This window comes from Salinivibrio sp. SS2 (assembly GCF_001722075.1).
Classification (GTDB): domain Bacteria; phylum Pseudomonadota; class Gammaproteobacteria; order Enterobacterales; family Vibrionaceae; genus Salinivibrio; species Salinivibrio proteolyticus.
Genome location: NZ_MEBP01000114.1, coordinates 1 through 25,706, shown reverse-complemented (window position 1 = coordinate 25,706; position 25,706 = coordinate 1). Strand labels below are relative to the sequence as shown.

At 49.2% G+C, this 25,706-nt stretch carries 16 protein-coding genes; 5 read left to right on the top strand and 11 right to left on the bottom strand.

The genetic code is table 11. The annotated features are described in order from the left end of the window. Positions 1-17: 17 nt before the first annotated feature. The 3 genes from BGK46_RS14485 to BGK46_RS14475 form a co-directional block, all read right to left on the bottom strand. Complete coding sequence (locus tag BGK46_RS14485; protein ID WP_084781495.1) at positions 18-2,045, bottom strand: LTA synthase family protein; 2,028 nt, start codon at positions 2,043-2,045, stop codon at positions 18-20. 143 nt (positions 2,046-2,188) lie between these two features. Continuing rightward, a complete protein-coding gene (gene acnA, locus BGK46_RS14480; RefSeq protein ID WP_069590418.1) occupies positions 2,189-4,933 on the bottom strand; it encodes an aconitate hydratase AcnA in 2,745 nt (914 codons plus the stop codon). A gap of 162 nt (positions 4,934-5,095) precedes the next feature. Next, the gene (locus BGK46_RS14475; RefSeq protein WP_069590416.1) at positions 5,096-5,701 is read right to left on the bottom strand and encodes a DUF6151 family protein; all 606 of its coding nucleotides are present in this window, start codon (positions 5,699-5,701) and stop codon (positions 5,096-5,098) included. 424 nt (positions 5,702-6,125) lie between these two features. Between BGK46_RS14475 and BGK46_RS14470 the strand changes: the two genes are divergently transcribed. From BGK46_RS14470 to BGK46_RS14460, 3 genes are all read left to right on the top strand, one after another. Continuing rightward, complete coding sequence (locus BGK46_RS14470) at positions 6,126-6,761, top strand: 2OG-Fe dioxygenase family protein (protein ID WP_069590414.1); 636 nt, start codon at positions 6,126-6,128, stop codon at positions 6,759-6,761. Positions 6,762-6,763: 2 nt separating this feature from the next. Beyond that, positions 6,764-8,011, top strand: coding sequence for a cysteine desulfurase-like protein (locus BGK46_RS14465; protein WP_069590412.1), 1,248 nt, complete (start codon positions 6,764-6,766; stop codon positions 8,009-8,011). 229 nt (positions 8,012-8,240) lie between these two features. Continuing rightward, positions 8,241-8,708, top strand: coding sequence for an ASCH domain-containing protein (locus BGK46_RS14460; RefSeq protein WP_069590408.1), 468 nt, complete (start codon positions 8,241-8,243; stop codon positions 8,706-8,708). A gap of 52 nt (positions 8,709-8,760) precedes the next feature. On the opposite strand, the gene BGK46_RS14455 is transcribed toward BGK46_RS14460, so the two are convergent. Further along, positions 8,761-9,045 carry a hypothetical protein gene (locus BGK46_RS14455; protein WP_069590406.1) on the bottom strand — a complete coding sequence of 95 codons (285 nt, stop codon included), beginning with the start codon at positions 9,043-9,045 and terminating at the stop codon, positions 8,761-8,763. Positions 9,046-9,205: 160 nt separating this feature from the next. Between BGK46_RS14455 and BGK46_RS14450 the strand changes: the two genes are divergently transcribed. Continuing rightward, on the top strand, positions 9,206-10,591 hold the full coding sequence (locus tag BGK46_RS14450) for a class II fumarate hydratase (RefSeq protein WP_139130794.1): 1,386 nt from the start codon (positions 9,206-9,208) through the stop codon (positions 10,589-10,591). 3 nt (positions 10,592-10,594) lie between these two features. Here BGK46_RS14450 and BGK46_RS14445 read toward each other — a convergent pair whose 3' ends face one another. From BGK46_RS14445 to BGK46_RS14425, 5 genes are all read right to left on the bottom strand, one after another. Beyond that, positions 10,595-11,992, bottom strand: a complete 1,398-nt coding sequence (locus BGK46_RS14445) for a GGDEF domain-containing protein (protein WP_069590402.1) — start codon at positions 11,990-11,992, stop codon at positions 10,595-10,597. A 125-nt stretch (positions 11,993-12,117) separates the two neighbouring features. Next, complete coding sequence (msrB, locus tag BGK46_RS14440) at positions 12,118-12,561, bottom strand: peptide-methionine (R)-S-oxide reductase MsrB (RefSeq protein ID WP_069590400.1); 444 nt, start codon at positions 12,559-12,561, stop codon at positions 12,118-12,120. Positions 12,562-12,675: 114 nt separating this feature from the next. Then, positions 12,676-13,737: a succinylglutamate desuccinylase/aspartoacylase family protein gene (locus BGK46_RS14435; protein ID WP_069590398.1), complete on the bottom strand. Its 1,062-nt coding sequence runs from the start codon at positions 13,735-13,737 to the stop codon at positions 12,676-12,678. Further along, positions 13,724-14,629 carry a 30S ribosomal protein S6--L-glutamate ligase gene (rimK, locus tag BGK46_RS14430; RefSeq protein WP_069590396.1) on the bottom strand — a complete coding sequence of 302 codons (906 nt, stop codon included), beginning with the start codon at positions 14,627-14,629 and terminating at the stop codon, positions 13,724-13,726. Before rimK ends, BGK46_RS14435 begins: the two co-directional genes overlap by 14 nt. A 13-nt stretch (positions 14,630-14,642) precedes the next feature. After that, a complete protein-coding gene (locus tag BGK46_RS14425) occupies positions 14,643-15,089 on the bottom strand; it encodes an ATP-dependent zinc protease family protein (RefSeq protein WP_069590394.1) in 447 nt (148 codons plus the stop codon). A gap of 318 nt (positions 15,090-15,407) precedes the next feature. Here BGK46_RS14425 and BGK46_RS14420 point away from each other — a divergent pair, with 318 nt between their 5' ends. After that, positions 15,408-16,748, top strand: a complete 1,341-nt coding sequence (locus BGK46_RS14420) for a magnesium transporter (RefSeq protein WP_069590392.1) — start codon at positions 15,408-15,410, stop codon at positions 16,746-16,748. 58 nt (positions 16,749-16,806) lie between these two features. Here BGK46_RS14420 and BGK46_RS14415 read toward each other — a convergent pair whose 3' ends face one another. Together BGK46_RS14415 and BGK46_RS17915 are read right to left on the bottom strand one after the other, a co-directional pair. After that, positions 16,807-17,718, bottom strand: coding sequence for a mechanosensitive ion channel family protein (locus BGK46_RS14415; protein ID WP_069590390.1), 912 nt, complete (start codon positions 17,716-17,718; stop codon positions 16,807-16,809). A 117-nt stretch (positions 17,719-17,835) separates the two neighbouring features. Further along, a complete protein-coding gene (locus tag BGK46_RS17915; protein WP_069590389.1) occupies positions 17,836-25,689 on the bottom strand; it encodes a VCBS domain-containing protein in 7,854 nt (2,617 codons plus the stop codon). Positions 25,690-25,706 lie beyond the last annotated feature (17 nt).

Below are 25,706 nucleotides of genomic sequence, written 5' to 3'. Positions count from 1 at the left end.
ACCTACGCGCTTCTGTTTTACCTATTTGTCGTAGTGGGACGTATCAACGCATGTTTTTCACTGTTGGCGTTGACCCTAAATCTTAGAAAGTTATGTTGAAGCTTTTGATAGTTTCTACCCCAGTTTGGCTCTGAATTTGTGACAGCTTCGCGTTCGTTAGTTAGTAATGAACGCCAAGGATAGAGCTTTTTAGGCGATGAGAGACGATATACCCCCTGCGAGTTGATAACTACAGAGTTATTGTAGCCATAATTAGAGACAGGCTGTTTTTGCAGCAAGTTTTCTCCGCCTAAACTCGAGTACGGCGAGTTTGATAAGCTAAAGTGATAGAGCGTAGGGAAAATATCGCGGTGTGAGCCGATACGCGTTGGATCGTAATAATAAGGTGTTTGAGTTAGAATTGGTTTTGGTACTTTAAGAAAAAATGGGACAGCATGATTGAGTGCGATTTCATTCTGCGCACCTTTTGATAAAAACCGTAAATGATGATCCCCTGTTGCAGCAATAATAGTGCGCTCAGAAAGTGCTGAGTCATCAATGGCCTCTATGAAACCGCCTAAAGCATCGCTAGCATATTGGTAGGCTTTTAACATAGTACTTACTTCAACTGTTTCACCATGGACTCGACTTTTTAATCGTGGGCTTGCAGCGACTGGTTTCGCTTGATAGTTATCTGGTACATAAAAAGGAGAGTGGTTAGTCACCGTCATTATGTAGATAAAGGTTGGTTTGGATGCTTTTTCAAGAATTTCTTGAGCCAACTTGAAAGTATATTCATCTGCGACCCCCCATGTTCCGGCACTTTTTTTCGCTTCGGGGAATGTGTCGATGATTGTATTTTCGTCATAAACGTGGTCAAAGCCTTGCAACGGAAGGTAACGTGATAGATTTCTCCACATTGCATTGCCACCATAGATAAAAATGGTTTGGTATCCTGCACGATTATAAGGTTCTACGGCACTATCTGACAGAGACTTAGCACTATAAGTTGAATGGCTAATTGTGGGGACATCACTGTGAAAGAGCATCATGACGATGCTATCAATGGTGGCAGAAGTACCAGCTAAGAAACGCGTAAAAACAAACTCTTTATGGAAGTAAGGGCGTAGTCTTCCCAACAAGTCATTAGTCTCTTTATCATCCTCAACCAACATATTCATCCCCATTCCCTCCATCAAAGTTATAACGACATGAGGCGGGTTATTTTTTAAATAGTCGTTATTTAATGTTTTTTCAAAGGGAGTGGGTTTGCCAAGCACAGCAAACATTTGTTCTCTTAATTCTTTTTCTTCTATCGAGGAGAGGATCTCTTGTTTTTGATAATCACTGTGTGCCCAATCAAGGGCCATAAAAGCATTGGGCACTGTTGCATTCAGTAATGGCAGCTCGGATACACTAGCATGATAGCGCTTAAGTGGTAGTGATCCTATCGAACCGCGAGCGACGATAAAATAAGCAACAACAAACGCTGCTATCGCCATGCAATACATGATATGTGTTCTTATTGACTGTGATTGGTAACGTTCATTTGAGTTGTATGATTTGTATTTTATACAAAAAGTATGCCCGAGAAAAAATGCGATAATAATTGTGGCCATAACGCCTGAGAATAATGGGTAGCTTTGCCAAAGCGTATCCATGATTGCTTGACTATCATCGTCAAACAAACCAAATAGGAATACATCAAGATGATTACCGTATGCTAAAAAGTAGTAAACATTTATCGCAGAGGCTAAAATCATTAAGGCATAGATGACAGTGGCATACCAGCTCGAGATATTTGTTATTTTTTGGAAAAGACGTGCTGAGGTGAGGCTTAATAAGCCAGCGAGTATCAATGGAGAAAAGCCTATAGCCACTACTTTTGCATCAAACCTGAAACCAACCCATAGTGCCCTAAGTAAATCTTGAACGCGTGTGTCCAGTTCGATGTCAGTATTCACAAACCACAATAATGCCAGCCGCCCAAGAGTGAGAATGGCAAGCCCTGGCAATATATAGCGAAGACTCATTATAAATAAAAAACGAAAGCGATATTGATACATACCTTGTACTTATAATTTATGATTTTTGCGCACTATAACACTGTTTAGCCCGCTGTCATGATTGGGTTACGTAAGAAGCCTTTAAGCTGTGGGGTAGATAACAAAAAAGGCCCCGCGGGGCCTTTGTGGTAGCGATACGAGTACTAGCTGGCGAGTTGGCGCAGCACGTAGTGGAGAATGCCACCATGGCGGTAGTAATCCCACTCAACTGCAGTGTCGATGCGAATGTTGACGTCAAACTCGATGGTTTTATCATCCCGAACTGCACACACCTTGAGGTTCGAGGGCTCGCCGTTGATCTCCTCAAAGTCGAACACTTCTGTGCCATCCAATCCAAGTGATTCAACGGAATCACCCTCTTTAAATTGCAGTGGCAACACGCCGAAGCCCACTAAGTTAGAGCGGTGAATACGCTCGAAGCTTTCAGCAATGACGGCTTTGATACCCAGCAAGTTGGTACCCTTGGCGGCCCAGTCACGGCTTGACCCTGTCCCATACTCTTTACCCGCAAGTACAACTAATGGCGTGCCGTCTGCTTGGTACCGTTGCGCAGCATCGTAAATACTCATTTGTTCATTGGTGGGCAAATAGGTAGTCATACCGCCCTCGGTGCCCGGCGCCATTTGGTTTTTCAAGCGCACGTTGGCAAAGGTGCCACGTACCATCACCTCGTGGTTGCCTCGGCGTGAGCCGTAGCTGTTGAAATCTTTTGGCTCAACGCCTTTAGATTTCAAATACTCGCCCGCAGGGCTATCTGGTTTTATCGCCCCCGCAGGTGAAATATGGTCGGTCGTGATCGAATCACCGACTTTCACCACACAGCGCGCGCCTTTGATTGGTTTCATCTCAGGCAGTGCCATGGTCATACCGTCAAAGTACGTTGGCTTTTTAACGTAGGTGGAGTCAGGCCACGAGTAAATCTCATCTTCAGGCACTGGCAGCTGACGCCATGCGTCTGTGCCGGCAAACACATCGGCGTACTTGTCTTGGTATAGCCCGTCAGTCATCGCTGACTGAATAGTTTGCGCGACTTCTTGTGGTGTTGGCCAAATGTCTCTGAGATAAACAGGCTTGCCGTTTTCATCCTGTCCTAATGGCTCTTTAAGGACATCGACATTCATATTACCCGCCAGTGCGTAGGCCACGACAAGTGGTGGCGAGGCTAAATAGTTGGCTTTGACATCTTGGTGAATACGGCCTTCAAAATTACGGTTGCCGGACAGCACGCTAGTCACCAATAAGTCGCCAGCGCGAATGGCTTCAGTGATAGGCTCTGGTAGAGGCCCTGAGTTACCAATACAGGTAGTACAGCCAAAGCCGACGATGTTAAAGCCAAGCTCAGCCAGAGGTTCGAGTAAACCCACATTCTCTAAATAGGCTGGGACAACCTGTGATCCGGGAGCAAGCGAGGTTTTCACCCACGGTTTTGTTTTTAAGCCAAGCTCGCGTGCTTTCTTGGCGACTAGCCCCGCAGCCACAAGCACGGCAGGGTTCGAGGTGTTGGTGCAGGAAGTGATTGCTGCGATGACGACGGCCCCGTTCTCAAGCGTAAATGTTTCTCCCTTATACTTGACTTGAGTATCACCTTGTTCGCGCACACTGGGGTTATCGACCGCAGTTTGCCCGCCTTCACTGGCAAAACTGGCAATCAGGTTATTTGCTGCCGCTTGCTCTTTTTCCAACAGCTGCTCGAATTGGGTTTTGGCATCGGTTAATGCAATTCTATCCTGCGGGCGTTTGGGGCCGGCAAGGCTTGGAACCACATCACCGAGGTCGAGATGGAGTGTGTCACTATAATCAGCCACTGGTGCATCGTCATCTCGCCACAAGCCTTGTGCTTTGGCATAGGTTTCGACCAGCGTGATTTGATCGTCGGTGCGTCCTGTTAGGCGCATGTAGCTTAGCGTTTCTTCATCAATCGGGAAGATGCCACAGGTTGCACCGTATTCGGGCGCCATATTGGCAATGGTTGCGCGATCAGCCAACGGGAGTTTAGCGAGGCCCGGGCCATAAAATTCAACAAATTTACCCACTACGCCGCGCTCGCGTAGCATTTGAGTGACGGTGAGTACCAAGTCAGTTGCAGTGGCAGACGCAGGTAGCTCGCCTTTAAGCTCAAAGCCGACCACTTCAGGAATGAGCATGGTGATAGGCTGGCCGAGCATCGCCGCTTCCGCTTCGATGCCACCCACGCCCCAGCCAAGCACACCTAAGCCATTGATCATGGTGGTATGTGAGTCAGTGCCCACTAGCGTGTCTGGCATGGCTAGCTTATTGCCGCCTTGCGCTTCCACTAATACACCGGGTGCTAAATACTCGAGGTTCACTTGGTGTACGATACCCGTGCCGGGGGGGACGACGCGGAAATTCGAAAAGGCTTGCTGACCCCAACGTAAAAATTGGTAGCGTTCGCTGTTTCGTTCGAACTCAATCTCGGTATTTTTCTGCAAGGAGTCAGGATTGCCGTAGTCATCCACCATGACCGAGTGGTCGATGACAAGATCAACCGCACCAAGCGGGTTGATTTTGGCTGGATCGCCTTTTAAATCGCGCATAGCGGCACGCATGGCTGCGAGATCCACCACGGCAGGTACGCCAGTGAAATCTTGAAGCACGACACGTGCAGGGGTGAAGTTTACTTGATCTTTACCGGCAGCATCAGCTTGCCACTGGCAAAGGGTTTTAATGTCCTCTGCCGACACATTCTTACCGTCTTCTTTGCGCAGCAAGTTTTCAAGCAGCACTTTTAGGCAGTAGGGCAAGCGGCTGATATTAAATTGATCAGACAATGCATCGAGACGGAAGTAATCGTAGGTTTCACCATTGACGTGTAGGGTACGTCGCGTGTTGAAACTGTCTTGGCTATTGGAATGAGATGTGTTGCTCACGGGTGCCTCCCCAAGTCCGTTATTGTGAGTAGAAGCGAGGTAGATAAGGACACCTCGCTCGGGGGATTGCTTGTTTTTACAGCACTATTGTAAATGCGAGATTGATTTAGTTAAAGCTTGGTTACTATCGTGTGGCCGATAACTGCCATCGCTGAAACCTTTCTATTCAGGGTGAGGCTGTTTGTCGGGTTTGGCGATCATCGCGTCTTGTGGGTAGTAAACAACGCCACGTGGCTGACCTTGGCGATCGAAGAAAGCGTTGGGACGATGGTGACCGAGTAAACGTGCCCAGCCAATGCGGAGGGCGGTTCTGATCACTAAGCTAAGCGGAAAGCGAGGGTGGACATTTTTTTCTGGGATGGATGAACGCGCGTCTTGTCCTTGTACGTACCAACGGACGGGGCCAATTTCTTCTTCGTTATCGCCTTCGATGTGATAACAACTACTAATAATGCCGATAAAAGGGATAGCTGCACTAATTGTATTTGCTATCGGTGTATGGCAACAGCTCGTGTACCAGCGATAAAGCCCTTTTTCGGATAATCTCGCGCAGGAAAGCTTGTCTCTCCCTCGGTATACGCGTAACTGGGCGGGTGTAATTTGTAGGATTTCTGTGCCTCCCCCGGGCCTAAGCTCGGTATGGTAACCCAGTTTTTCAGTGAAGGCTTGGCAGTCTTTGCAGTAACAAACGCAACGCTGACTGCGTTGTGCATCAATAATTTCTCCCGTCACTTGGCCACAAGCACACTGGATATTCAACCTTGTCATTCTATCCTCTCCCGCGCATCAAAGCGTGTCTTACTAGTGTAGAGGATGAGCGAAAAACCGATGCAGAGTGTTTGATTTATAACGCTATCTGAACATGAAATTCCTCTGAATTACGCAGAATGGCAACTTTTCGTGACATTTTTGTCCCATTTCCACCTTCTAAAATAGGGCAATAGACCAACTATGCAGTGATTAATTCTTTTGTTTAATAATTGTTAATCTTTGTGGTGGAGCCTTTCAACGGCTTAGCGAAATTTTTTAGACAAAAAAACTAAACGAGTGGTTTATGATCGATAAATATAGCGCTCGATCTGGAAATAACAGTGTATATGGTTGATGATTGGATGTATCACGTTTGTTAAATAAATGTATTTCAAACGTATTGGTTTGAATGCGCGGCACAGTCGCGAAACAGGAGGAAGCCATGAATACGTCAACATTACTCATGCAGCTTAATCAACTGGACGATAATCATATCAAACAATTACAGCCTTCGTTTGATAACCTTCCGGGTACATCTCACGCAGACGGCGGTTATCGCTTGCGTCGCTATTCAATCGTGCATGCTTTCGATGGGGGCATCGAGAAGTTACCGACTCGCCCATTTATGCAAACATCTGACATCAATGAATTCCAAGGGGATGTGGCTAGAACCTTTGAGGATATCGAGCCCCAGACCATTCAGGCACCGGGCTTCCATGCCATGTGTCGGACATTCCGCGACCTTTACCAGCTTAGCGATGACAACGACATTGAAATCCACCAAATTCGTATTCAGGCGGATAATCAATCCGTGCAGGTTGCCCCAGAAGGGGTTCACCAAGATGGCTTTGATCATATCGCTATTGTGAGCATTGGCCGCGATAATATTGAGGGAGGAGATTTCCAAGTGTTCCGTCACAAAACGAGTGCACCATTGTTTAGCTTACCGCTGGAACCGGGGCAAATGGCGGCACTTGATGATCGTACGTTGTGGCATTACGCTGAGCCGATTACGCCCGTTGATAATCAGAAGCCGGGCACAATGGATGTATTTGTACTCACAGCAACAAGGAAGTAACGATGACACCGGCAGGTTTTTCACCCCATGCTGTTCGGGGCCACTTTCCCGCGCTCTCCCAAATTATTGAAGGCCAACCCGTCGCATTTTTTGATGGCCCAGGGGGCGCGCAAGTGCCCCGCGCAGTGCTTGACGCTATGGTGGATTATTTAGGGCACTACAACGCCAATCTGGGCGGCCAGTTCTTTTCTGGTCGTTACACGACCGAGCTTATGCAGCGTGCGCGGGATGTGGCGGCCACCTTTGTGAATGCCTCATCGTCAGAAAGCATGGTATTCGGCCCCAATATGACCACCTTGACCTTCTCGTTGAGCCGCGCCATCAGTCGAGACTGGCAGGCGGGGGATGAGGTGATTGTCTCCGCGCTAGACCACTATTCAAACGTGTCCAGCTGGCAGCAAGCGGCCCACGACAAGGGTGCGGTTGTGAAACAGGTACGTGTTGATGAATCGACGTACTCTATCGATATGGCACATCTGGCCAGCCTAATGACCGATAAAACCAAGTTGGTTGCGGTGACGTTAGCCTCAAATACCACAGGCAGTCTGGTCGATGTGGCAAAAGTGGTGGAGATGGCGAAACAAGTGGGCGCCAAAGTGTATGTGGATGCGGTGCATTACGCGCCCCATCACTTGGTGGATGTGCAAGCACTCGGGTGCGACTTCCTTGCCTGCTCAGCGTATAAGTTTTTTGGGCCTCATGTTGGTTTTGCCTATGTCGCGCCTGAGTGGGTACAGACGTTAAAACCGTACAAAGTGGAACCTGCGACTAATCAAGGCCCCGGCCGATTTGAAACGGGCACCCAAAGCTTTGAGGCGATAGCGGGCTTTATTGCGGCGGTCGACTATCTTGCGCAATGGGGCGATCCGACGTCCTCACTGCGAGAAAGACTAGCGGCAAGCTATGCGCAGTATCAAGCGCATGAACAAGCATTGTCAGCACACTTTATCCAGTTGATGCGCGCTTATCCCAAAGTACGTATTTATGGTATTACCGACGATAATCAGCTCGACAAACGCACTCCAACGTTTGCGATCCGCATAGAGGGAACAGAGCCGGCAGAGGTTGCTCAAGCACTTGGCGCGCAAAATTTGTGTGTCTGGAATGGACACTTCTATGCGCAAGGCCTGTGTGAGCAGCTTGATATCTTAGACAAAGGCGGTGTGATCCGCATCGGTATGATGCATTACAACACCATTGATGAAATTGACCGACTACACCAAGCCTTATTGCCATTTATTAGCGATTAAGGTTAATCAATCTCTCAAGCGGCCAAAAAGGCCGCTTTTTTTTGATAAAAATTGGCTTCAGTTGATGTTTAATTGTGAATTTATTCACAATGCAATCTAGAAACGTTAGCTAGCGCATAGGCGAATGTGCGGCTGCACGTTATGATCAACATCGTTACTGCTGTCCAAGAACCTGTTCAGAAAGAAATCATTTTAAAAAACGAAACCAATAATAATCAAGGCGAGACCCATGACTGAAGAACAAAACGCCTTTTGGCACCAATATCTAGCGACTCTTCCCGCAGACCAACGGCCAACTGATGATCAAGTGGTGGTGGACACCTTAAGTCATCACACGGTGAGAGCGAACGAAGTTGCGACATTGGTTAGTTTGAATAAAAAGAAAGCCCACTGCCGATTGCGCAGCTCTTTGGAAGAGAAAAGTGCGGTGATCCCGCAAAAAGGACATTATAAGATTGTTCTTAATGGTCACCAGCGACCCGTGTGTATCGTCAAAACCACTCAGGTGAGCTATTGCCCGTTTAACCAAGTCAGTGCGGAATTTGCGGCACGTGAAGGAGAGGGAGATGGCTCTTACCAGTGTTGGCACGAAGCGCATTGGGGTTACTTCTCCCAGTACGCCAAAACACACGGCCTACATTTTGATGAGCACTCGGATGTGGTGCTTGAAGAGTTTGAGAAAGTCTATCCACTCTAAAAATCAAAGCCGCGTAGAGCGGCTTTTTTAATGTTTCTCACCCGTCCTGTATTTACTCACCGATATCCAAATTAATCTCATCGGCCCATGGCATGTCTGGCAGGTTGTCTAAGTTGGCTTCATAGCGGGACAGGGTAAATTGCCCGTTGTGATTGCTAACATCATAGATCTCAACCATTAACGCACAAGCAATGTACTCGATAGCTTCGTCGCGTGAATAGCCGGTCATACGCAGGCGCATCAAGGTTTCTGCTACCTTTTTAGGATCTTGGTCGGCGATCTGATTCTCAACCACTTCAATCAAGTTAGCGATACTGGTACTGGTTTCATCTTGCATGGTATTGCTCGTTATGGGTGATAGTGACGTCATACTAGGGGATGCAAGCCTGAGAGGCACGGATTTTTTGTCAGCCTATGACGTCACTAACTTCATTTAGTGAACTCAATATGTTAATGATAACCATTATCGAAATGGTGTGGCGAATGAAAAGGATATAATCATGGCGAAAACACGTATCGAAAAAGACAGTATGGGTAATGTTGAGGTACCTGCGGACGCGCTGTATCAAGCACAAACACAGCGAGCCGTGAATAACTTTGCGGTCAGTGACCAGACGATGCCTGAGGATTTTATTCGCGCGTTAGCCATGGTGAAACATGCAGCGGCAACGGCTAACGAAGAGTTGGGCTTACTGGATGGCAACATCGCACATGCGATTCGCCAAAGTGCCGAAGCCATCATTGATGGTGAGCATTTAGCGCAGTTTCCCGTTGATGTATTTCAGACCGGCTCAGGCACGAGCTCAAACATGAATATGAATGAAGTGCTGGCAACGTTGGCCTCTGAAAAGTGTGGTGAAACGGTCAGTCCCAACGATCATGTCAATATGAGTCAAAGTAGTAACGATTCTGTTCCTACGGCTATCCAGATCAGTGCCACATTAGGCTGTGAAAAAGCCTTACTTCCCGCGTTAGCGCATTTACGTGACGCGTTACAGGAAAAGAAACGCACAGTCGGTCATATCGTGAAAACGGGTCGCACTCACTTGATGGATGCGATGCCTGTGACTCTTGGTCAAGAGCTAGATGCTTGGACTCAGCAGGTCGAACACGCAATGGTACAAATTACCCAAAGCCTATCATCGGTGCGCGCACTGGCTCAGGGTGGCACGGCAGTAGGGACGGGAATCAATGCTCACCCATTATTTGCCGAGCGTTTTGCCAACGCAGTCTGTGCGTGTAGTCACTCCTCATTCACGGCGAGCGAGAATCCTTTTTTTGCGATTGGTAGCCAAGATGCGCTGGTGGGATTGCACGGCCAGTTGAAGACAACTGCGGTTGCGGTCATGAAACTGAGCAATGATTTACGTTGGATGAACTCGGGCCCACTTGCCGGGCTAGGAGAAATTGAGCTAGAGGGGTTACAGCCGGGATCGTCTATTATGCCAGGGAAAGTGAATCCTGTTATTCCAGAATCCGCTGCTATGGTCGCGGCACAAGTCATGGGCAACGACACTACCATCACGGTCGCGGGGCAATCGGGGAATTTTGAGCTGAACGTGATGTTGCCTGTGATTGCTGCCAACTTACTGCAAAGTATTCGTCTATTGGCGAATGCAGCTCATCTGCTAGCAGATAAAGCGGTGGCGACCTTTAAAGTGCGAGAAGATAACTTACAGTCAGCGCTAGCCCGTAACCCTATTTTAGTGACGGCGCTTAACCCAGTTGTGGGTTACCTTAAAGCCGCTGAAATTGCGAAGAAAGCGTATCAACAGGGTCGGCCTATCTTGGACGTCGCGGAGGAAGAAACGGATCTCGGCCGCGAGCATTTGTCGCAATTGCTTGATCCAGCCAAGCTCACCGAAGGCGGTATCGCTGAATAAATATTAGGGTGGGGGCGCCATAACAACACGGTTGCGCCCCGTCTTTTTGGCCTGATATAAGCAATCATCGGCTCGGTCAAAAACACGCTCTGGGTGAATATCGTCCGTATGGTTTTCAGCCAAACCGCAGCTGACGGTATAGGCCAGTGGCTGGTCATCAATGTGAGAAACACTAGCGGCGATACGTTCTCGGATCCGTTCTGCCACATGAGTGGCATCGCTTGCGCGCGTGTTGCGAAAGATGACCACGAACTCCTCACCGCCATAGCGAGCAACTAAATCGTTCTGGCGCACTGTGTCTGTGATGATGCCAGCGACATCTTTCAATACTTGATCGCCAGCAAGGTGGCCATAGTTGTCATTGATCTGTTTAAAGTGGTCAATATCGATAACCGCTACTGTGTAAAAGTAACGTGCGCGTTTAGCGAACTCATGCTCGATGGCTAATTCGGGGAGTAGGCCGTAGCGGTTCACGGTGCCGGTTAATGGATCAAGGCTAGCTTTTCTTTGCCAATTATCTCGAGCTGCCACAGCGTTTCTTAGTTCTGAGGCATGGATAGATATACTGATACTAACGAGCACTGTCGTGAATACGTAAATTAATAAAGCCAGAATGCCATCATCAAGATCTGGAATCGCAAAAGCGCCTAGACTGTGCGGGACCATCACTAAGATCGAAGTAATCAGGATCACAAGCGAAACGAGCAGTGTTCGCCAATACCCAGAAGATGCAATATAAACTAGTAGTGCGAGGATAATAAAAATAGCACCGGGGAAATAGGAAAAGCCCGCGATTGCGAGCATCAGAGCGCTCAATGTCATGCCCGTATTTTTTTTGTTTATCTTATCTAATTGAAACCCACCTCGTCGCCAGGTCGTGTAAAGACTCACCCAGATCAATAGAGACGTTGTATAGGTCATTGAGAATTCGATATATAGAAACTTTAATCTTCCCGGGATGAGCTGGTTATCTATATAGAGAGGCACCGATACGAGCAAAATCATTGCGACTGAGGGAATGAAGCAGGCGATAAGAATAAAGCGAAACAAGACACTCACGTTATCTAAGCAGTGCTGACACCGAGATACCCATAACTTTGCGGAGATAAACGCGATAACAGTAAGTAGGGCGCCAAATAAGAGCGACACTGCGACGTGCAAATCATCAATCCGAGCGGTGGCGGCGAGAGAGTGGCCAAGCGCACTAGTGATTAAAAATGGCACGAATAGCTGTCGACCGTAGTGATAAAACAAAACGACCGCGAGACCACTCGCAATATTAGTCAGTGTCGAGGTATGCACATCCACTAATACAGCAATATATCGCATATCAACCCAGATAAGGGCGCCGTAAACTGCGACCCAGAGCGCTAAATAGGAGAATGAAAGAGTGGATGCCATATGTCTCCTACAAGGTGTCGCCGATGATGAGCATTTTCAGTGCTTGATATAAAACCACTTGATGGTGATGGAGTAAATATAGCAGAGCCAGCATGCACCGGCTCGGCAACCTGAGGAGAGGTGGGTTAATCTAGTTTCTTTAACGCGACGGCGTTCATACAAAAACGTAATCCAGTCGGAGGGGGACCATCGGGAAACACATGTCCCAGATGAGCATCACAGCTGGCACAGGTGGTTTCAATGCGCGTCATCCCGTGACTGGTATCTTTATGGTATGCGATAGCGCTATCTTCGGCTGGTTGAGTGAATGAAGGCCAGCCGGTGCCAGAGTCAAACTTCTCATTCGCATCAAACAACAGTGTGCCGCAACAAACGCAGCCGTATAGGCCTGGCTCAAACAAGGTACACATGCCCGAGCTAAAAGCACGTTCAGTGCCCTTTTGACGCGTAACGCGATATTGCTCGTCGCTGAGCTGTGACTGCCATTGTTGATCTGATTTTTCCACCCGCTGGCGCGGCGCCACATTACCTTGTTCGCTTCGTGTGACGATTTCTTGCCATGTCAGCATGATGTCGATCCTCTTGTGTGGCGGGCAACTGCCCGTGCTACAAAAACGCGTAGTGTTATGAATCTGAGTGCGCGATGCAAGTAGTACGGTGATGATTCGCTTTTAAGATCAAAGTTAAAGTGTGCCGATACCCCATCGTAATTCATCGTCTTGATCGTCTCGCACTTGATCTAAATAGCCCTCTAAGTGTTGCTCAATCAGTTCGTCAGATTGCGAGAAAAAAGCAATATGAAAGACCGCATCCCCTTCATTGACAACAGGGAGAGTTTGTTGGCCAATCAAAATACCGCTTTGCGAGGCTTTGATTTCCACTTCATTGCTGCCAGCTGGGTCGCTGATGATACCGAGTATTTGTCCCTTATTAACTCGTTCACCCAGCGCAATATGACTACGAAAAATCCCATCAGCTTCAGCGCGCACCCATCGCGTAGCCCGGGCTGTAACCGGTTGATAGGGTAAGGTACGCCGAGATTGACGTAACATCCCCAAATGACGCATCACTCGAATGACACCCCGCACGCCTGCATTAATGGCGTAAGGCTCAAATCGTAGCGCTTCCCCTGCTTCGTAGGTAATGACTGGAATACCGATCGCTTCCGCCTCCGCACGGAGAGAACCATCACGTAAGGCGGCATCAACCATAACGGGAGCCGCAAAGGCTTTCGCCATCTCGGCCGCTCCTTCATTATCAAGATTGGCGCGGATTTGAGGCAGATTGGTGCGATGAATCGCTGCGGTATGAAGATCAATGACGTGCGTACACTGACTGATCACTTCATTAAATAATTGATATGCCATACGGCCGGCAATGGAGCCGCGCTCGGAGCCGGGGAAAGAGCGGTTTAAGTCGCGTCGATCGGGTAGATAGCGGGACTTGTGAATAAAGCCAAAGACATTGACGACGGGAATAGCAATCAAGGTGCCACGAAGCTTTTCGGTATCGACTTTGGCTAATATTTGACGAACAATTTCAATCCCATTGAGCTCGTCGCCATGAATGGCAGCGCAAACAAGCAGAATTGGACCCTCTAACTTGCCGTTTAACACCTCAATGCTGACATTTAATGGCGCGTGAGTGTATAGGCGCGCCATTTCCAGTTCCAAGCTGGCATGCTCGCCAGCTTGGATTGTTTCGCCACCGATATCGATGGCATTGTTTTTTTTAGCCCTTGCCACGTGTGCGTGTCCTTTGGGGTTTAGCCGTCTTTTCAATATACTCGACGATCATGCCCGCGACATCTTTTCCTGTTGCTTTTTCAATGCCTTCTAGCCCAGGAGAAGAGTTGACTTCCATTACAAGGGGGCCGCGCTCGGAGCGAAGAAGGTCAACCCCTGCCACGTTAAGTCCCATCGCTTTCGCGGCCGCGATCGCGGTTCGACGCTCGGCTGGCGTAATACGGACAAGGCTTGCCGTCCCGCCACGGTGTAGGTTAGAGCGAAACTCGCCCGGTTGTGCTTGACGCTTCATCGCGGCAATCACCTTATCACCAATCACAAAGCAGCGAATATCGGCGCCGCTAGACTCTTTAATGTACTCTTGTACCAAAATATCCGCTTTTAGGCCCATAAAGGCTTCAATCACACTTTCTGCGGCTTTTTTAGTTTCAGCGAGCACGACGCCAATACCTTGGGTTCCCTCCAACAGCTTGACCACCACGGGCGTGCCACCCACCATAGTCAGCAAGTCAGCAATGTCACCGGGCTTACTGGCAAACCCAGTATGAGGCATGCCGATCCCTTTACGAGACAACAATTGCATTGAGCGTAATTTATCGCGAGAACGACTAATGGCAACCGACTCATTGACGGGGAATACGCCCATCATTTCGAATTGGCGCAGTACCGCGCAGCCATAAAAAGTAACGGATGCACCAATTCGAGGTACGATAGCGTCGAATCCTGACAGCTCCTCACCGGCTAAATGAATCATCGGCTGCGTTGAGTTGATACTCATGTAGCAGCGTAGCGCATCAATGATTTTATATTCGTGACCGCGTTGTTCGCAGGCTTCTATCAGGCGACGCGTAGAATAAAGATTTTTGTTACGCGACAGAATGCCTATTTTCATGGTTTAACCGCTCCTACTTACCGAGCAAAAAAGAGTGCATGGGATCGACGATCATTTGTCCCGCCATGGCTGTGCGGCCGAGTAGCATGCGAAAACGCATGTTGTCTCTTGCCGTTAGTGTCATTTCTATCGGGTAGCGTAATGTACCCGCTTGAAGTGTGGTTTGTATGACATACCTAAGCTGTTCATGACCTCCTGAGTCGCGAACAACGCGTCTGGCTACCACTTTGGCTTCAGCTTGGACGTGTGTTTCATCGTCACCTTGGTGAGGGTGAACCCAAAAGCGAACCCAAGCTTCTCCGTTTTGGTCGAATTCTTCGATCTTAAACGTATGCAGGCAAGAAGTCCGTGCTCCGGTATCAATTTTGGCTTTCACCCTAGCAATACCTAGGTCGGGGAGGGCGACCCACTCTCGCCAGCCGACGCTGACTTTAGGTGTTTTGTGTTGCACAGTGTTCATTTTGATCCGCTATAACAAAGTCCCTTCCTCTACCGTAGAAGGGATTACGATTACTCGTGGTAAGAATCTGAAAAATAAGCGATGATGTGTGATAACCATCGCATACATTTACTACGCATTGACGCAGATCTTATCGTAGTGTCAGCAGTATGAGGTGCACGCGGATGCGCGCACTTACCGCTTTGCGGCAATACGAGAGAGTCTGGGATTCGTCGTGGCAACGTCATGGCATCTCTGGGCAGGGCGACGAAATAATAGTCGCTAAATACGCCGTGATGGCGTCAGAGAGCACACGAAAAGTTTCATGAAGGAAATACCATGCAAAACAGTGATAGACAAGAAGTAATTGAGGATTTGCTCTCAAAAGTTGATGAGGGAACGCCCGAAGTGGCACAAGAGATCGAGCAAGCCCACAGTCTTGATGACCTCGCTCTATTACTTGAGTCTTTGCCCGTTACTGATCGTGTGAGTTTTTGGGAGCAATTATCGCCTGCAATACAGCTGCCGGTGTTGGCGGAAATGCGTGCTGATGCGAGTGAAGCGATTATTCGCGCAGTGGATGAGATTCGCCTGCATGACTTGTTTGCGGAACTGGATGCCGACACCCTGCTGGAGCTGCAAGATGTGCTCACCGAACCTTTGCTGGAAGAAGCATTGGGGCGCATGGATACGGAGCAAAAGCAACGTTATGCCTCTGCTCAGCAATATGCAGATAGCGAGGTGGGGCACTGGTGTGATCATCAACCATTAGTGGTACCCGCCAAAACAAAAGTGAATGTCGTGTTGCGTTTATTGCGCCGTGTGATGCCGAAATACTGTGATCATGTATTCGTGGTTGATAGCCGTGGCGTATGGGTCGGTGCGGTGCCGATTCACAAACTCTTTGGGGCCGATGGCGTATTAAAAATCAGTGAGTTGGTGCGCGAACAATTCCCGAGTCTCAATGCTCGCGAGGATATTTATGTGAGTGCCGATAAGGTTGCTAGCAGTGAGGAAGTTGCCTTACCGGTGCTAGATGATGGTGGGATGTTGATTGGCCGGCTTGATCTCGGTACCGCGTATGAAATGCAAGCCGAGCGAGCTGAAGCACAAATTATGGCGACGGCGGGTTTGGATGAGGATGAAGATTTATTCTCCCCGGTGATGAAAAGCGCGCGCAATCGTGCACTATGGCTTGGCATTAATCTAATGACGGCTTTTCTTGCTTCTTGGTTTATTGGTTTGTTTGAAGCGACACTGCAACAAGTGGTCGCGCTGGCGGTATTAATGCCCGTGGTGGCGTCAATGGGTGGGATCGCCGGAAGCCAGACGCTAACCCTGATTGTGCGAGGCTTAGCATTAGGACAAATATCTAAAAGTAACTTAAGGCCGCTATTGAACAAAGAGCTGCAAGTAGGGTTACTAAATGGTGTGCTTTGGGCGATAGTGATTGGTTTGATCGCCGGTTACTGGTTTAACAGCTGGGGACTAGGGATGGTGATTGGTGCTGCTATTGTCGCCAATATTATCAGTGCCGCCTTGGCGGGTATCTTTCTTCCGGTCATTCTCGATAAGCTTAAAATTGATCCGGCGCTTTCAGGATCGGTCATTCTAACCACGGTGACGGATATTGTTGGTTTTGTTGCCTTCCTTGGGTTAGGAACCTTGTTTTTGCTGTAAACCTTTACCAAGAAAGCAGGGATTGAAAAGCGCGCGCCGTAACGACGAGCGCTTTTTGTTATGAGTTTGCTGGTGGCGCGGGAGTATCTGAGGCAGCAGCGTCGGCGCTCTCTGGCCGTTTTCCGTCAGCGGCAGGGAGCAGTTTTTCGCAATAAAGCGTCATAATGTCTTCCCGTATTAATTGTTCGAGTTCGGCGGCGCGTTCGGTTGGACAGAACAGGCGGACGTGAACATGCTGCTCGCCAGTATCGGTATGAGACAAATAGACGTGTGGCTCAGGCCCTGGTAAATCCACCCCCGCATGACGCTCAATCACATGGTTATAACGTCGAGCGACATCGAGAAAATCTTCGCTATGATCGTCAATGCGTGCCAGCAGCGCGGGAATATGAGGGTATAAATTAATATCGCCACGGATCACCAAAAAAAAATGGTGATAGACATAGCGCTTCATAAAATTAAGGTTTTTTACCGTGGTGGTAAAAAACAAGCTGTTGGGCAGCGTCGCGGTCTTTCCGGTGTAACAATAGTGCCCATGATGGGTATCAATTTCTTGAATTTTGGTCGCCATCAAATTGTGCTCGATCACTTCGCCGCGTGAGTTACCCACTTCAATCCAATCTCCGATACGAAATGATCGAGAACTAGCGCGTTGAATGGAGCCGGTAAAGCACAAGATAATTTCTTTCGATGCCACCACGACAGCCACTGCAATGGCAGTCAGCGAGAGGGCAAACTCGCTAATTTCCGTGTTCCAGAATAAAAATAAAAACAGTAACAGTAAGCTAAATGCCCCATTTTTCGTACGAGATATCCACTTACGTTGATCTTCACTGAGAAAGTTACTGTCACCGCGAATATGACGCAGGATCAGGCGGCGAATAACGCTCACAACGACAACGACGCCGATGGTGGTTAGTAGCTTGTTATCGACCAACAGTTGGGCAATATTTTTTAACTCAGATAACAAAGTTGCTCCCTATTGTTTATTTCCCGAGCTTTGGCGCTATTCTGCCCCGTTGGCGATAAAAATAAAACGTAAAGTTGCCGATACCTCAGGGCGAGGTATCGGCGTGTGAGGTGGGTGCTAATCTGTCATCAATTTGCTTTGTTGGATCATGGCATCAATCACTGAAGCGCTGAGCTCCTGGCTACTCAGGCCACTAATATCAATCTCGTAGGCTGCCGCCATATCTGCCACGCTGAGGTTCTCGAACACCACGTGCTGGTCGATTTGATTATCGCCCGCAGAGGCAATGTATAAGGTGGCTTCACCTTGATCGTTGTCCTCAAGGGTTAGATAGTCTTCAAGGCTTGCACCGGCTTGGTCTTCATCAATCAGCAGCTCGGAGAGATCGAGAGTGTCTTTTTGCACATCAAAGTCCGTAATGCGATCGACCGCTTCTGCGCCGACAGAGCCTTGGTCACCGTTTAAAAATGCGAAGGTGTCTGACCCAAGCCCGCCAGTCAGCGTATCGTCACCTTTACCGCCAATCAGCAAATCATCGCCAAGGCCGCCATCAAGCGTGTCATCGCCGAGATTACCAAGAAGGCTATCATCTCCCGCATTACTAATTAGGGTATCGTCGCCTGTACCGGCGGCGAGAATTTCACTTTGATAGCCGCCTTCCAGTGTTTGGTCATCAATGGCAATAATATCGACCAATGCACTGTCCACATAACTGCCGTTAGAGGTGGTGTATTCAAATTGATGTTCAGGCTCTGGCAACACCGCGTTCGAGCTATCCAAAGTAAGATAAATCTCGTAGTCCTCAGTCGTATTTAATGTATTGTTGGAAACGATCTCAAAGTAATAAGTGCCTTGTTGACCTGCGGTAAAGCTATTGCTGCCAGTATCTGGATTGAGAGTATCCAGCAGCTGTTGGTTTTGGTCATAAACCCTAACGCTGAGGTAATTCCACCACCGATCATCATCAAAAAGTAAGGTCTCGTTTTGGTAGAGATCCATTTTTGTCATATCACTGTCGGTACCGTTTTGGACCGTACCTGTCAGAGCTGCGTTGGCACCATAGTTGCCGGCATCAATATGCGCCCATACCTCCTGTGTCATGGTTCCGAACTTACCACGGTCTAGGCTCTGTGCCTGTGCAAACGAGTTGGCGAAATCGCCCAGTTCGGATTCCGCAATAAACTCGGAGTCGTTACCGATTGGATCAAGGAAGGTTTGCGGACTCATTGCACTATCAGGCGTGAAGATGATGTCATCCGTGCCAGCTACCGACCCTTGTACCGCGTTACCGGTGGCTGTAATTGTGCTGCCCATCGATGGAATATCGTTATGGGTTAAGGCCAAACCGGGAATGATGATCGGACTACCATCGTGAATATTGGTAATCACTATATCGTGATTAGCATCAAGCCGCGCCTCGTAGTAGAGGTTAATGGCGACATTGACGTTACTGGTATCTCCATCGTTGTCGGTAAGCGTTAGTGCGATTTGCTCTTGCTCGTTGAGAATATCTCTGTCGACCGCCACGCGATAGTCGTACTCGCCGGTATCAAAGTTGATAGTGAGGATACCACCTTTAGCGGTTTCAAAGGTCTGCTGTGCGCTGTCAGTCGCAGGATCATAGTTGTACGTTTGTCCATCTAGGGTGAGCGCGGAGATATAACCACCGTCAGCCCCGAATAAGGAAACAGTATTGCCGTTATCATCCATCAGCACGAGGCCGCCTGACACTTGTCCATTTTCAATGGTTTGTAACAAGGTATAGGTGAGGTTTGTTTCATCCAAAACAATTTGGATATTCTGAGCGTCATCTCCAGACGAGCTAATAGCAATAGGTGCGAGCGGGATAGTGGTAATGCCGTCACCTACTCCTATACTAAAAGACTCATCAATGCCTTGCGTACTCACATAAGTTTGCCATGCGCTATGTAGGCTGGTGTTGTTTTCAAAAGCATCATTGGGCATCCCATCGGAGATAAAATAAGAAATGGTTTTATCTGCAGTCAGCCCTGAGGTATCGACAGTATTAATGATCTCGTTAAGCGCGTTATCGTATCGGGTCCCGCCACCGGCATACAGGCCCTCGATTGCGTCTAATGCGCTGCCGATATCGTTAAGCATCCAACCTGAAGACTGGGCTTCACTCGAAAATGACACAATTTGGATGTTGAGATCGCCGAGCTTGTCGTATTCCTCCACCATAGATTTCAGTGCGGCTTTGGTTACTTCCATCCGAGTCGGTGAATCCGGATCGCTTGGATCAACTGGATCGGCCATGCTGCCCGAAAGGTCAACGGTAAGAATCAGGTTAAAGGTCGAGCTACTCTCCGCCGTGGCGTACAAGGCACTTTCGATGTTGTCAGACGTAGGTGCATCATCTTGGATGTTGATAGTTAACGTTGATGAGCGAAATGGTGTCCACGAAGTAGGATCATAGGTGGTATAAGTGAATGTCTCACTCACGTTGTCGCCGCTGGTGGCACTATCTAGCGTATAGGTATAGTCACCCGCACGATAACCTTGGCTGTTGTCTTGGTTATAAACAGTCAGGGTGCCACTGGCGGTGGTGAGTGTTAAAACCCCATCACTGCCAAAACTCTGTCCATTAACTTGATAGAGGTTAACATTGACGCCAATCCCCATATCATTGTCCAACAAGTTGCCTTGGGTAGTGTGACTATTGTCGTTGCTAATTAAGCCTTTTTCATCTGCAGAGCTAATATCAGCAAATAGTTGAGTATTGTTGTCATGGCCTAGCGTAAGCTGCGCCTGACTGGTATCACCATCGCTGTCGGTGAGGGTATAGGAGAATACCTCATCATCCAAGGTGCTGGCATCTGTCGTCGATGGCACGGATGATTGATACAGGTAGCTGCCGTCAGGTTGTATGGTTAATTGTCCTTGCGATGTGGCAATCACAGTACTGCCGTTAACCGCATAGGTGGTGCCATTAAAGCTAACCGAGGTCACCGTGGTGGTATCCGCACCAAGGGTATCAGCGCCAGTGCCAGCAGTAATAACGTTACCGCCTGTCGAGGCACCAGAGGCCACACTATCGCTATCATCATGGGCAACCGGCGCGGAGTCACTGACATCAAAGGTCACGGTTGTCCACTCGCTATTCTCGCTACTTTGGTAGGAGAAGCTGTCATAGACTTGACCGCCGCCTGCATGATTCACCGCAGGTGCAGTATAGGTAAAACTGCCATCGGCATTGACGGTCACACTGCCACCCAATGCGGTGGCGATAGTGGCTGGGCCGATCACAATTTCACTGTTACCACTTTCTCCTTGGCTGGCATTGGTGGCAACGCGGGTGACAGAGGCCTGTGTATCTGTATCGTTGCTGATCAGTCCGTCGACACTAGCAATGCTGGTGGTTTGTCCTTCGGTCTGTGCAAAGCTATCATTTTCTAGATTCAGCGTGGCCGTGGTTGATGCCTGATCCGTGCCGTCGGCACTGATAGCCGTAATCGATAGCGTGACACCAGTAATATCGGCAGGAGAGGCGAGATTAAGACCACTCAGTTGCGCGTCCGTGAGTAGCCAATCGCCGCTGCTTGCCTCTTTTGTTCCTGCTGATAATACTGCATCATCTGGTAAGCCGCTGATTCGATAAGTGAGTGTTTCACCCGTTTCATTAGCAGTGCCGGAGATTGTTAAGGGCGAAAGAATGGCTCGAGACCCGCCCGCTCCGAGATCAGTGGCGGAGATTTGTCCTGCGCTATCGATATAAGTCAGTGATTGATCGCCACGGCTGACTGTAAGGGTAGGCGCAGTAGCGACCCCTTCGATGTTGAAGATGACATCATGGGTCAGGCTCGCATTTTGGGTATCGGTGGCACGAAAGCTCACCGTCTCTGTACCACTCCAATCAGCGACCGATGAAATGGTTGCGATACCATTCGCATCAATAGAAACAGAGACCCCACTAGGCACATTCGCTACATCAAAGCTTAACGTATCATTGCTGTCGACGTCCGAAAATACTGTATTTAGATCAATGGTATAGCTAACAAAATCCTCTTGCAGAGTTTGTGTTGAAACGGCTTGAGTCAATATGGGGGCGTCATTGGTACCGGTAATGGTGATCGTGATCGCTTGCTCGACACCATTAGATATAGCTACGGTGATTACATCTGTTATCGATTGTCCATTATCGAGATGTTGTACCGCAGCCTGGTCTAGCGTATAGGTCCATGTATTGTCACCATTAAGCACCAGTTGGCCGTAATCACCATCATCAACCACACTCAGAAAGTTAGTATTACCCGCATTGTTGACTTGAATAGTCCCAGTGGCTGTAACGGGAGAATCGCCAACATCGCCTTCAGTGACAGAGCCTGTAAAGGTACCGGTTATTGAGGGGTGTGCCTCTGCTGTGCCTGTAATCGTAATTGTAATCGTTTGTTGAGAGTTATCACTGGCTGTAACTGTAATCTCGTCTGTGACGACTTCAGCGGCAGCAAGGCTTTGAACCGTTGTTTGATCCAGCGTATACGTCCACTGCCCATTCACTAACTCAAGTTCACCGTAATCCCCGGATATCACAGTATCTGGAAAGGATGGAGTATCACTACCATCAGCATCCGTAATGGTTAGCGAGCCAGATGCGGTGACTGGATCATCACCGACATCGCCCTCTACGACAGATCCTGTAAAGTCACCAGTAATCACCGGTGCATCCTCGCTACCGGTAATGGTGATGACAATAGCTTGCTGGGTGCCATCAGAGGCGGTGAGGGTAATGGTGTCGGTCACTTGATCGCCAGCGTCTAAATCCTGCACGCTGGCTTGATCAAGGGTGTAGGTCCAGTTCTCACCGACCAGTTCCAGCGAGCCATAAGTGCCAGTCTCAGTGGTATTGGCAAAGGTGGGCGTATCGTCGCCGTAGACATCGCTGATCGCAATGGTGCCCGTCGCGGTGACGGCCGCATCGCCCACGTTACCTTCGGTGATCGAACCAACAAACTCACCGGTAACTTCTGGGGAATCCTCGCTACCGGTAATGGTGATAACAATATCTTGTTGCGTGTTATCGCTCGCAGTCAGGGTAATGGTGTCGGTGACCTGATCGCCAGCGTCTAAATGCTGTACCGCAGACTGATCGAGCGTATACGTCCAATCACCATCGACTAGCTCGAGCGAACCATAAGTGCCAGACGCTGTGGTATTGGCAAAAGTCGGCGCATCATCGCCATCGACATCACTGATCGTAATGGTGCCCGTCGCGGTGACAGGCGCATCGCCCACATTGCCCTCGGTGACTGAACCAATAAACTCACCGGTGACTTCAGGTAGGTCCTCGCTACCGGTAATGGTGATGACAATAGCTTGTTGTGTACCATCAGAGGCGGTGAGGGTGATGGTGTCGGTGACTTGATCGCCAGCATCTAAATTCTGCACCGCAGACTGATCGAGCGTATAGGTCCAATTGCCATCGACCAGCTCTAGTGAACCATAACTACCCGTTTCTGTGGTATTGGCGAAGGTGGGTGCATCGTCGCCGTCGACATCGCTGATCGCAATAGTGCCCGTCGCGGTGACAGGCGCATCGCCTTCATTACCTTCGGTCACGGAACCAACAAACTCACCACTGACTACAGGCGCATCCTCGCTACCAGTAATCGTGATAACAATAGCTTGCTCGGTGCCATCAGAGGCGGTGAGGGTGATGGTATCGGTAACCTGATCGCCGGCATCTAAATTCTGCACCGCAGATTGATCAAGCGTATACGTCCAGCTGCCATCGACCAGCTCTAGTGAACCATAACTACCCGTTTCTGTGGTATTGGCGAAGGTGGGTGCATCGTCACCGTCGATATCAGTGATCGCAATGGTACCGGTGGCAGTGACTGGCGCATCGCCTACATCACCCTCGGTCACGGAACCGACAAACTCACCACTGACTTCAGGCGCATCATCGCTACCAGTAATGGTGATCACAATATCTTGTTGGGTGTTATCGCTTGCTGTCAGGGTAATGGTATCGGTGACCTGATCACCGTCGTCCAAGTTCTGCACCACAGATTGATCGAGGGTGTAGGTCCAGTTGCCGTTCACCAGTTCCAGCGAACCATAAGTGCCGGTCTCTGTGGTATTGGCAAAGGTCGGAGTATCGCCATCGTCGACATCGCTGATCGCAATGCTGCCGGTGGCAGTCACGGCCGCATCACCTACGTTACCTTCGGTGACCGAACCCACAAACTCACCGGTGACTTCAGGGGCGTCATCCGTCCCCGTAATGGTGATGACAATATCTTGTTGGGTGTTATCGCTTGCTGTCAGGGTAATGGTATCGGTGACCTGATCACCGTCGTCCAAGTTCTGCACCACAGATTGATCGAGGGTGTAGGTCCAGTTGCCGTTCACCAGTTCCAGCGAACCATAAGTGCCGGTCTCTGTGGTATTGGCAAAGGTCGGAGTATCGCCATCGTCGACATCGCTGATCGCAATGCTGCCGGTGGCAGTGACAGGCGCATCGCCTTCATTGCCCTCAGTGACGGAACCCACAAACTCACCACTGACTTCAGGCGCATCTTCGCTACCAGTAATGGTGATCACAATGGCTTGCTGGGTGCCATGAGAGGCAGTCAAAGTGATGGTATCCGTCACTTGATCGCCAGCATCTAAATCCTGCACGCTGTCTTGATCAAGGGTGTAAGTCCAGTTGCCGTTCACCAGCTCGAGCGAACCATAAGTCCCTGCCTCAGTGGTATCGGCAAAGGCGGGTGCATCGTCACCGTCGACATCGCTGATCGCAAGGGTGCCGGTGGCAGTGACAGGTGCATCACCTTCGTTGCCTTCGGTCACTGAACCCACAAACTCACCACTGACTTCAGGGTCGTCATCTGTCCCGGTAATGGTGATAACAATATCTTGCGGTGTACCATCAGAGGCCGTCAGGGTAATGGTGTCGGTGACCTGATCGCCGGCATCCAAGTTTTGAACGCTGGCTTGATTAAGTGTGTAAGTCCAATTGCCGTTCACCAGCTCTAACGAACCATAAATGCCAGTCTCAGTGGTATTAGCAAAGGTGGGCGTATCGTCGCCATCCACATCACTGATCGCAATGGTGCCCGTTGCAGTCACGGCCGCATCACCTACGTTACCTTCGGTGACCGAACCGATAAACTCACCGGTGACCTCAGGTAGGTCATCGCTACCGGTAATGGTGATGACAATATCTTGTTGCGTGTTATCGCTTGCTGTCAGGGTAATGGTATCGGTGATCTGATCACCAGCGTCTAAATTCTGCACCGCAGACTGATCGAGCGTATACGTCCAATCACCGTCTATTAGCTCGAGCGAACCATAGGTGCCGGACGCAGTGGTATTGGCGAAGGTTGGATTATCGCCATCGTCGACATCGCTGATCGCAAGGGTACCGGAGGCAGTCACGGCCGCGTCACCTTCATTGCCTTCGGTCACTGAACCCACAAACTCACCACTGACTACAGGGTCGTCATCCGTCCCGGTAATGGTGATAACAATAGCTTGTTCGGTGCCATCAGAGGCAGTGAGGGTGATGGTGTCGGTAACCTGATCGCCAGCGTCTAAATCCTGCACGCTGTTCTGATCAAGGGTGTAAGTCCAATCGCCATCGACCAATTCCAGCGAACCATAGGTACCTGTCTCAGTGGTATCGGCAAAAGTCGGCGTATCGTTACTATCAACATCACTGATCGTAATGGTGCCCGTTGCAGTGACAGGTGCATCGCCTTCATTGCCCTCAGTGACGGAACCGACAAATTCACCGGTCACTTCTGGCGCATCCTCGCTACCAGTAATCGTGATAACAATATCTTGCAGGGTGCCATCAGAGGCAGTCAGGGTAATGGTATCGGTGACGACGATGACAGGGAAGTAGAACTTGGTGGTATACGGATCATTAAAAAAAAAAGTGACAAAGAAAGTAGGAAAGTGAAAATGAAAGAATAAGAAGATAAGATAACATATAGCGACAGACATATGAGAGCTTAGACCAG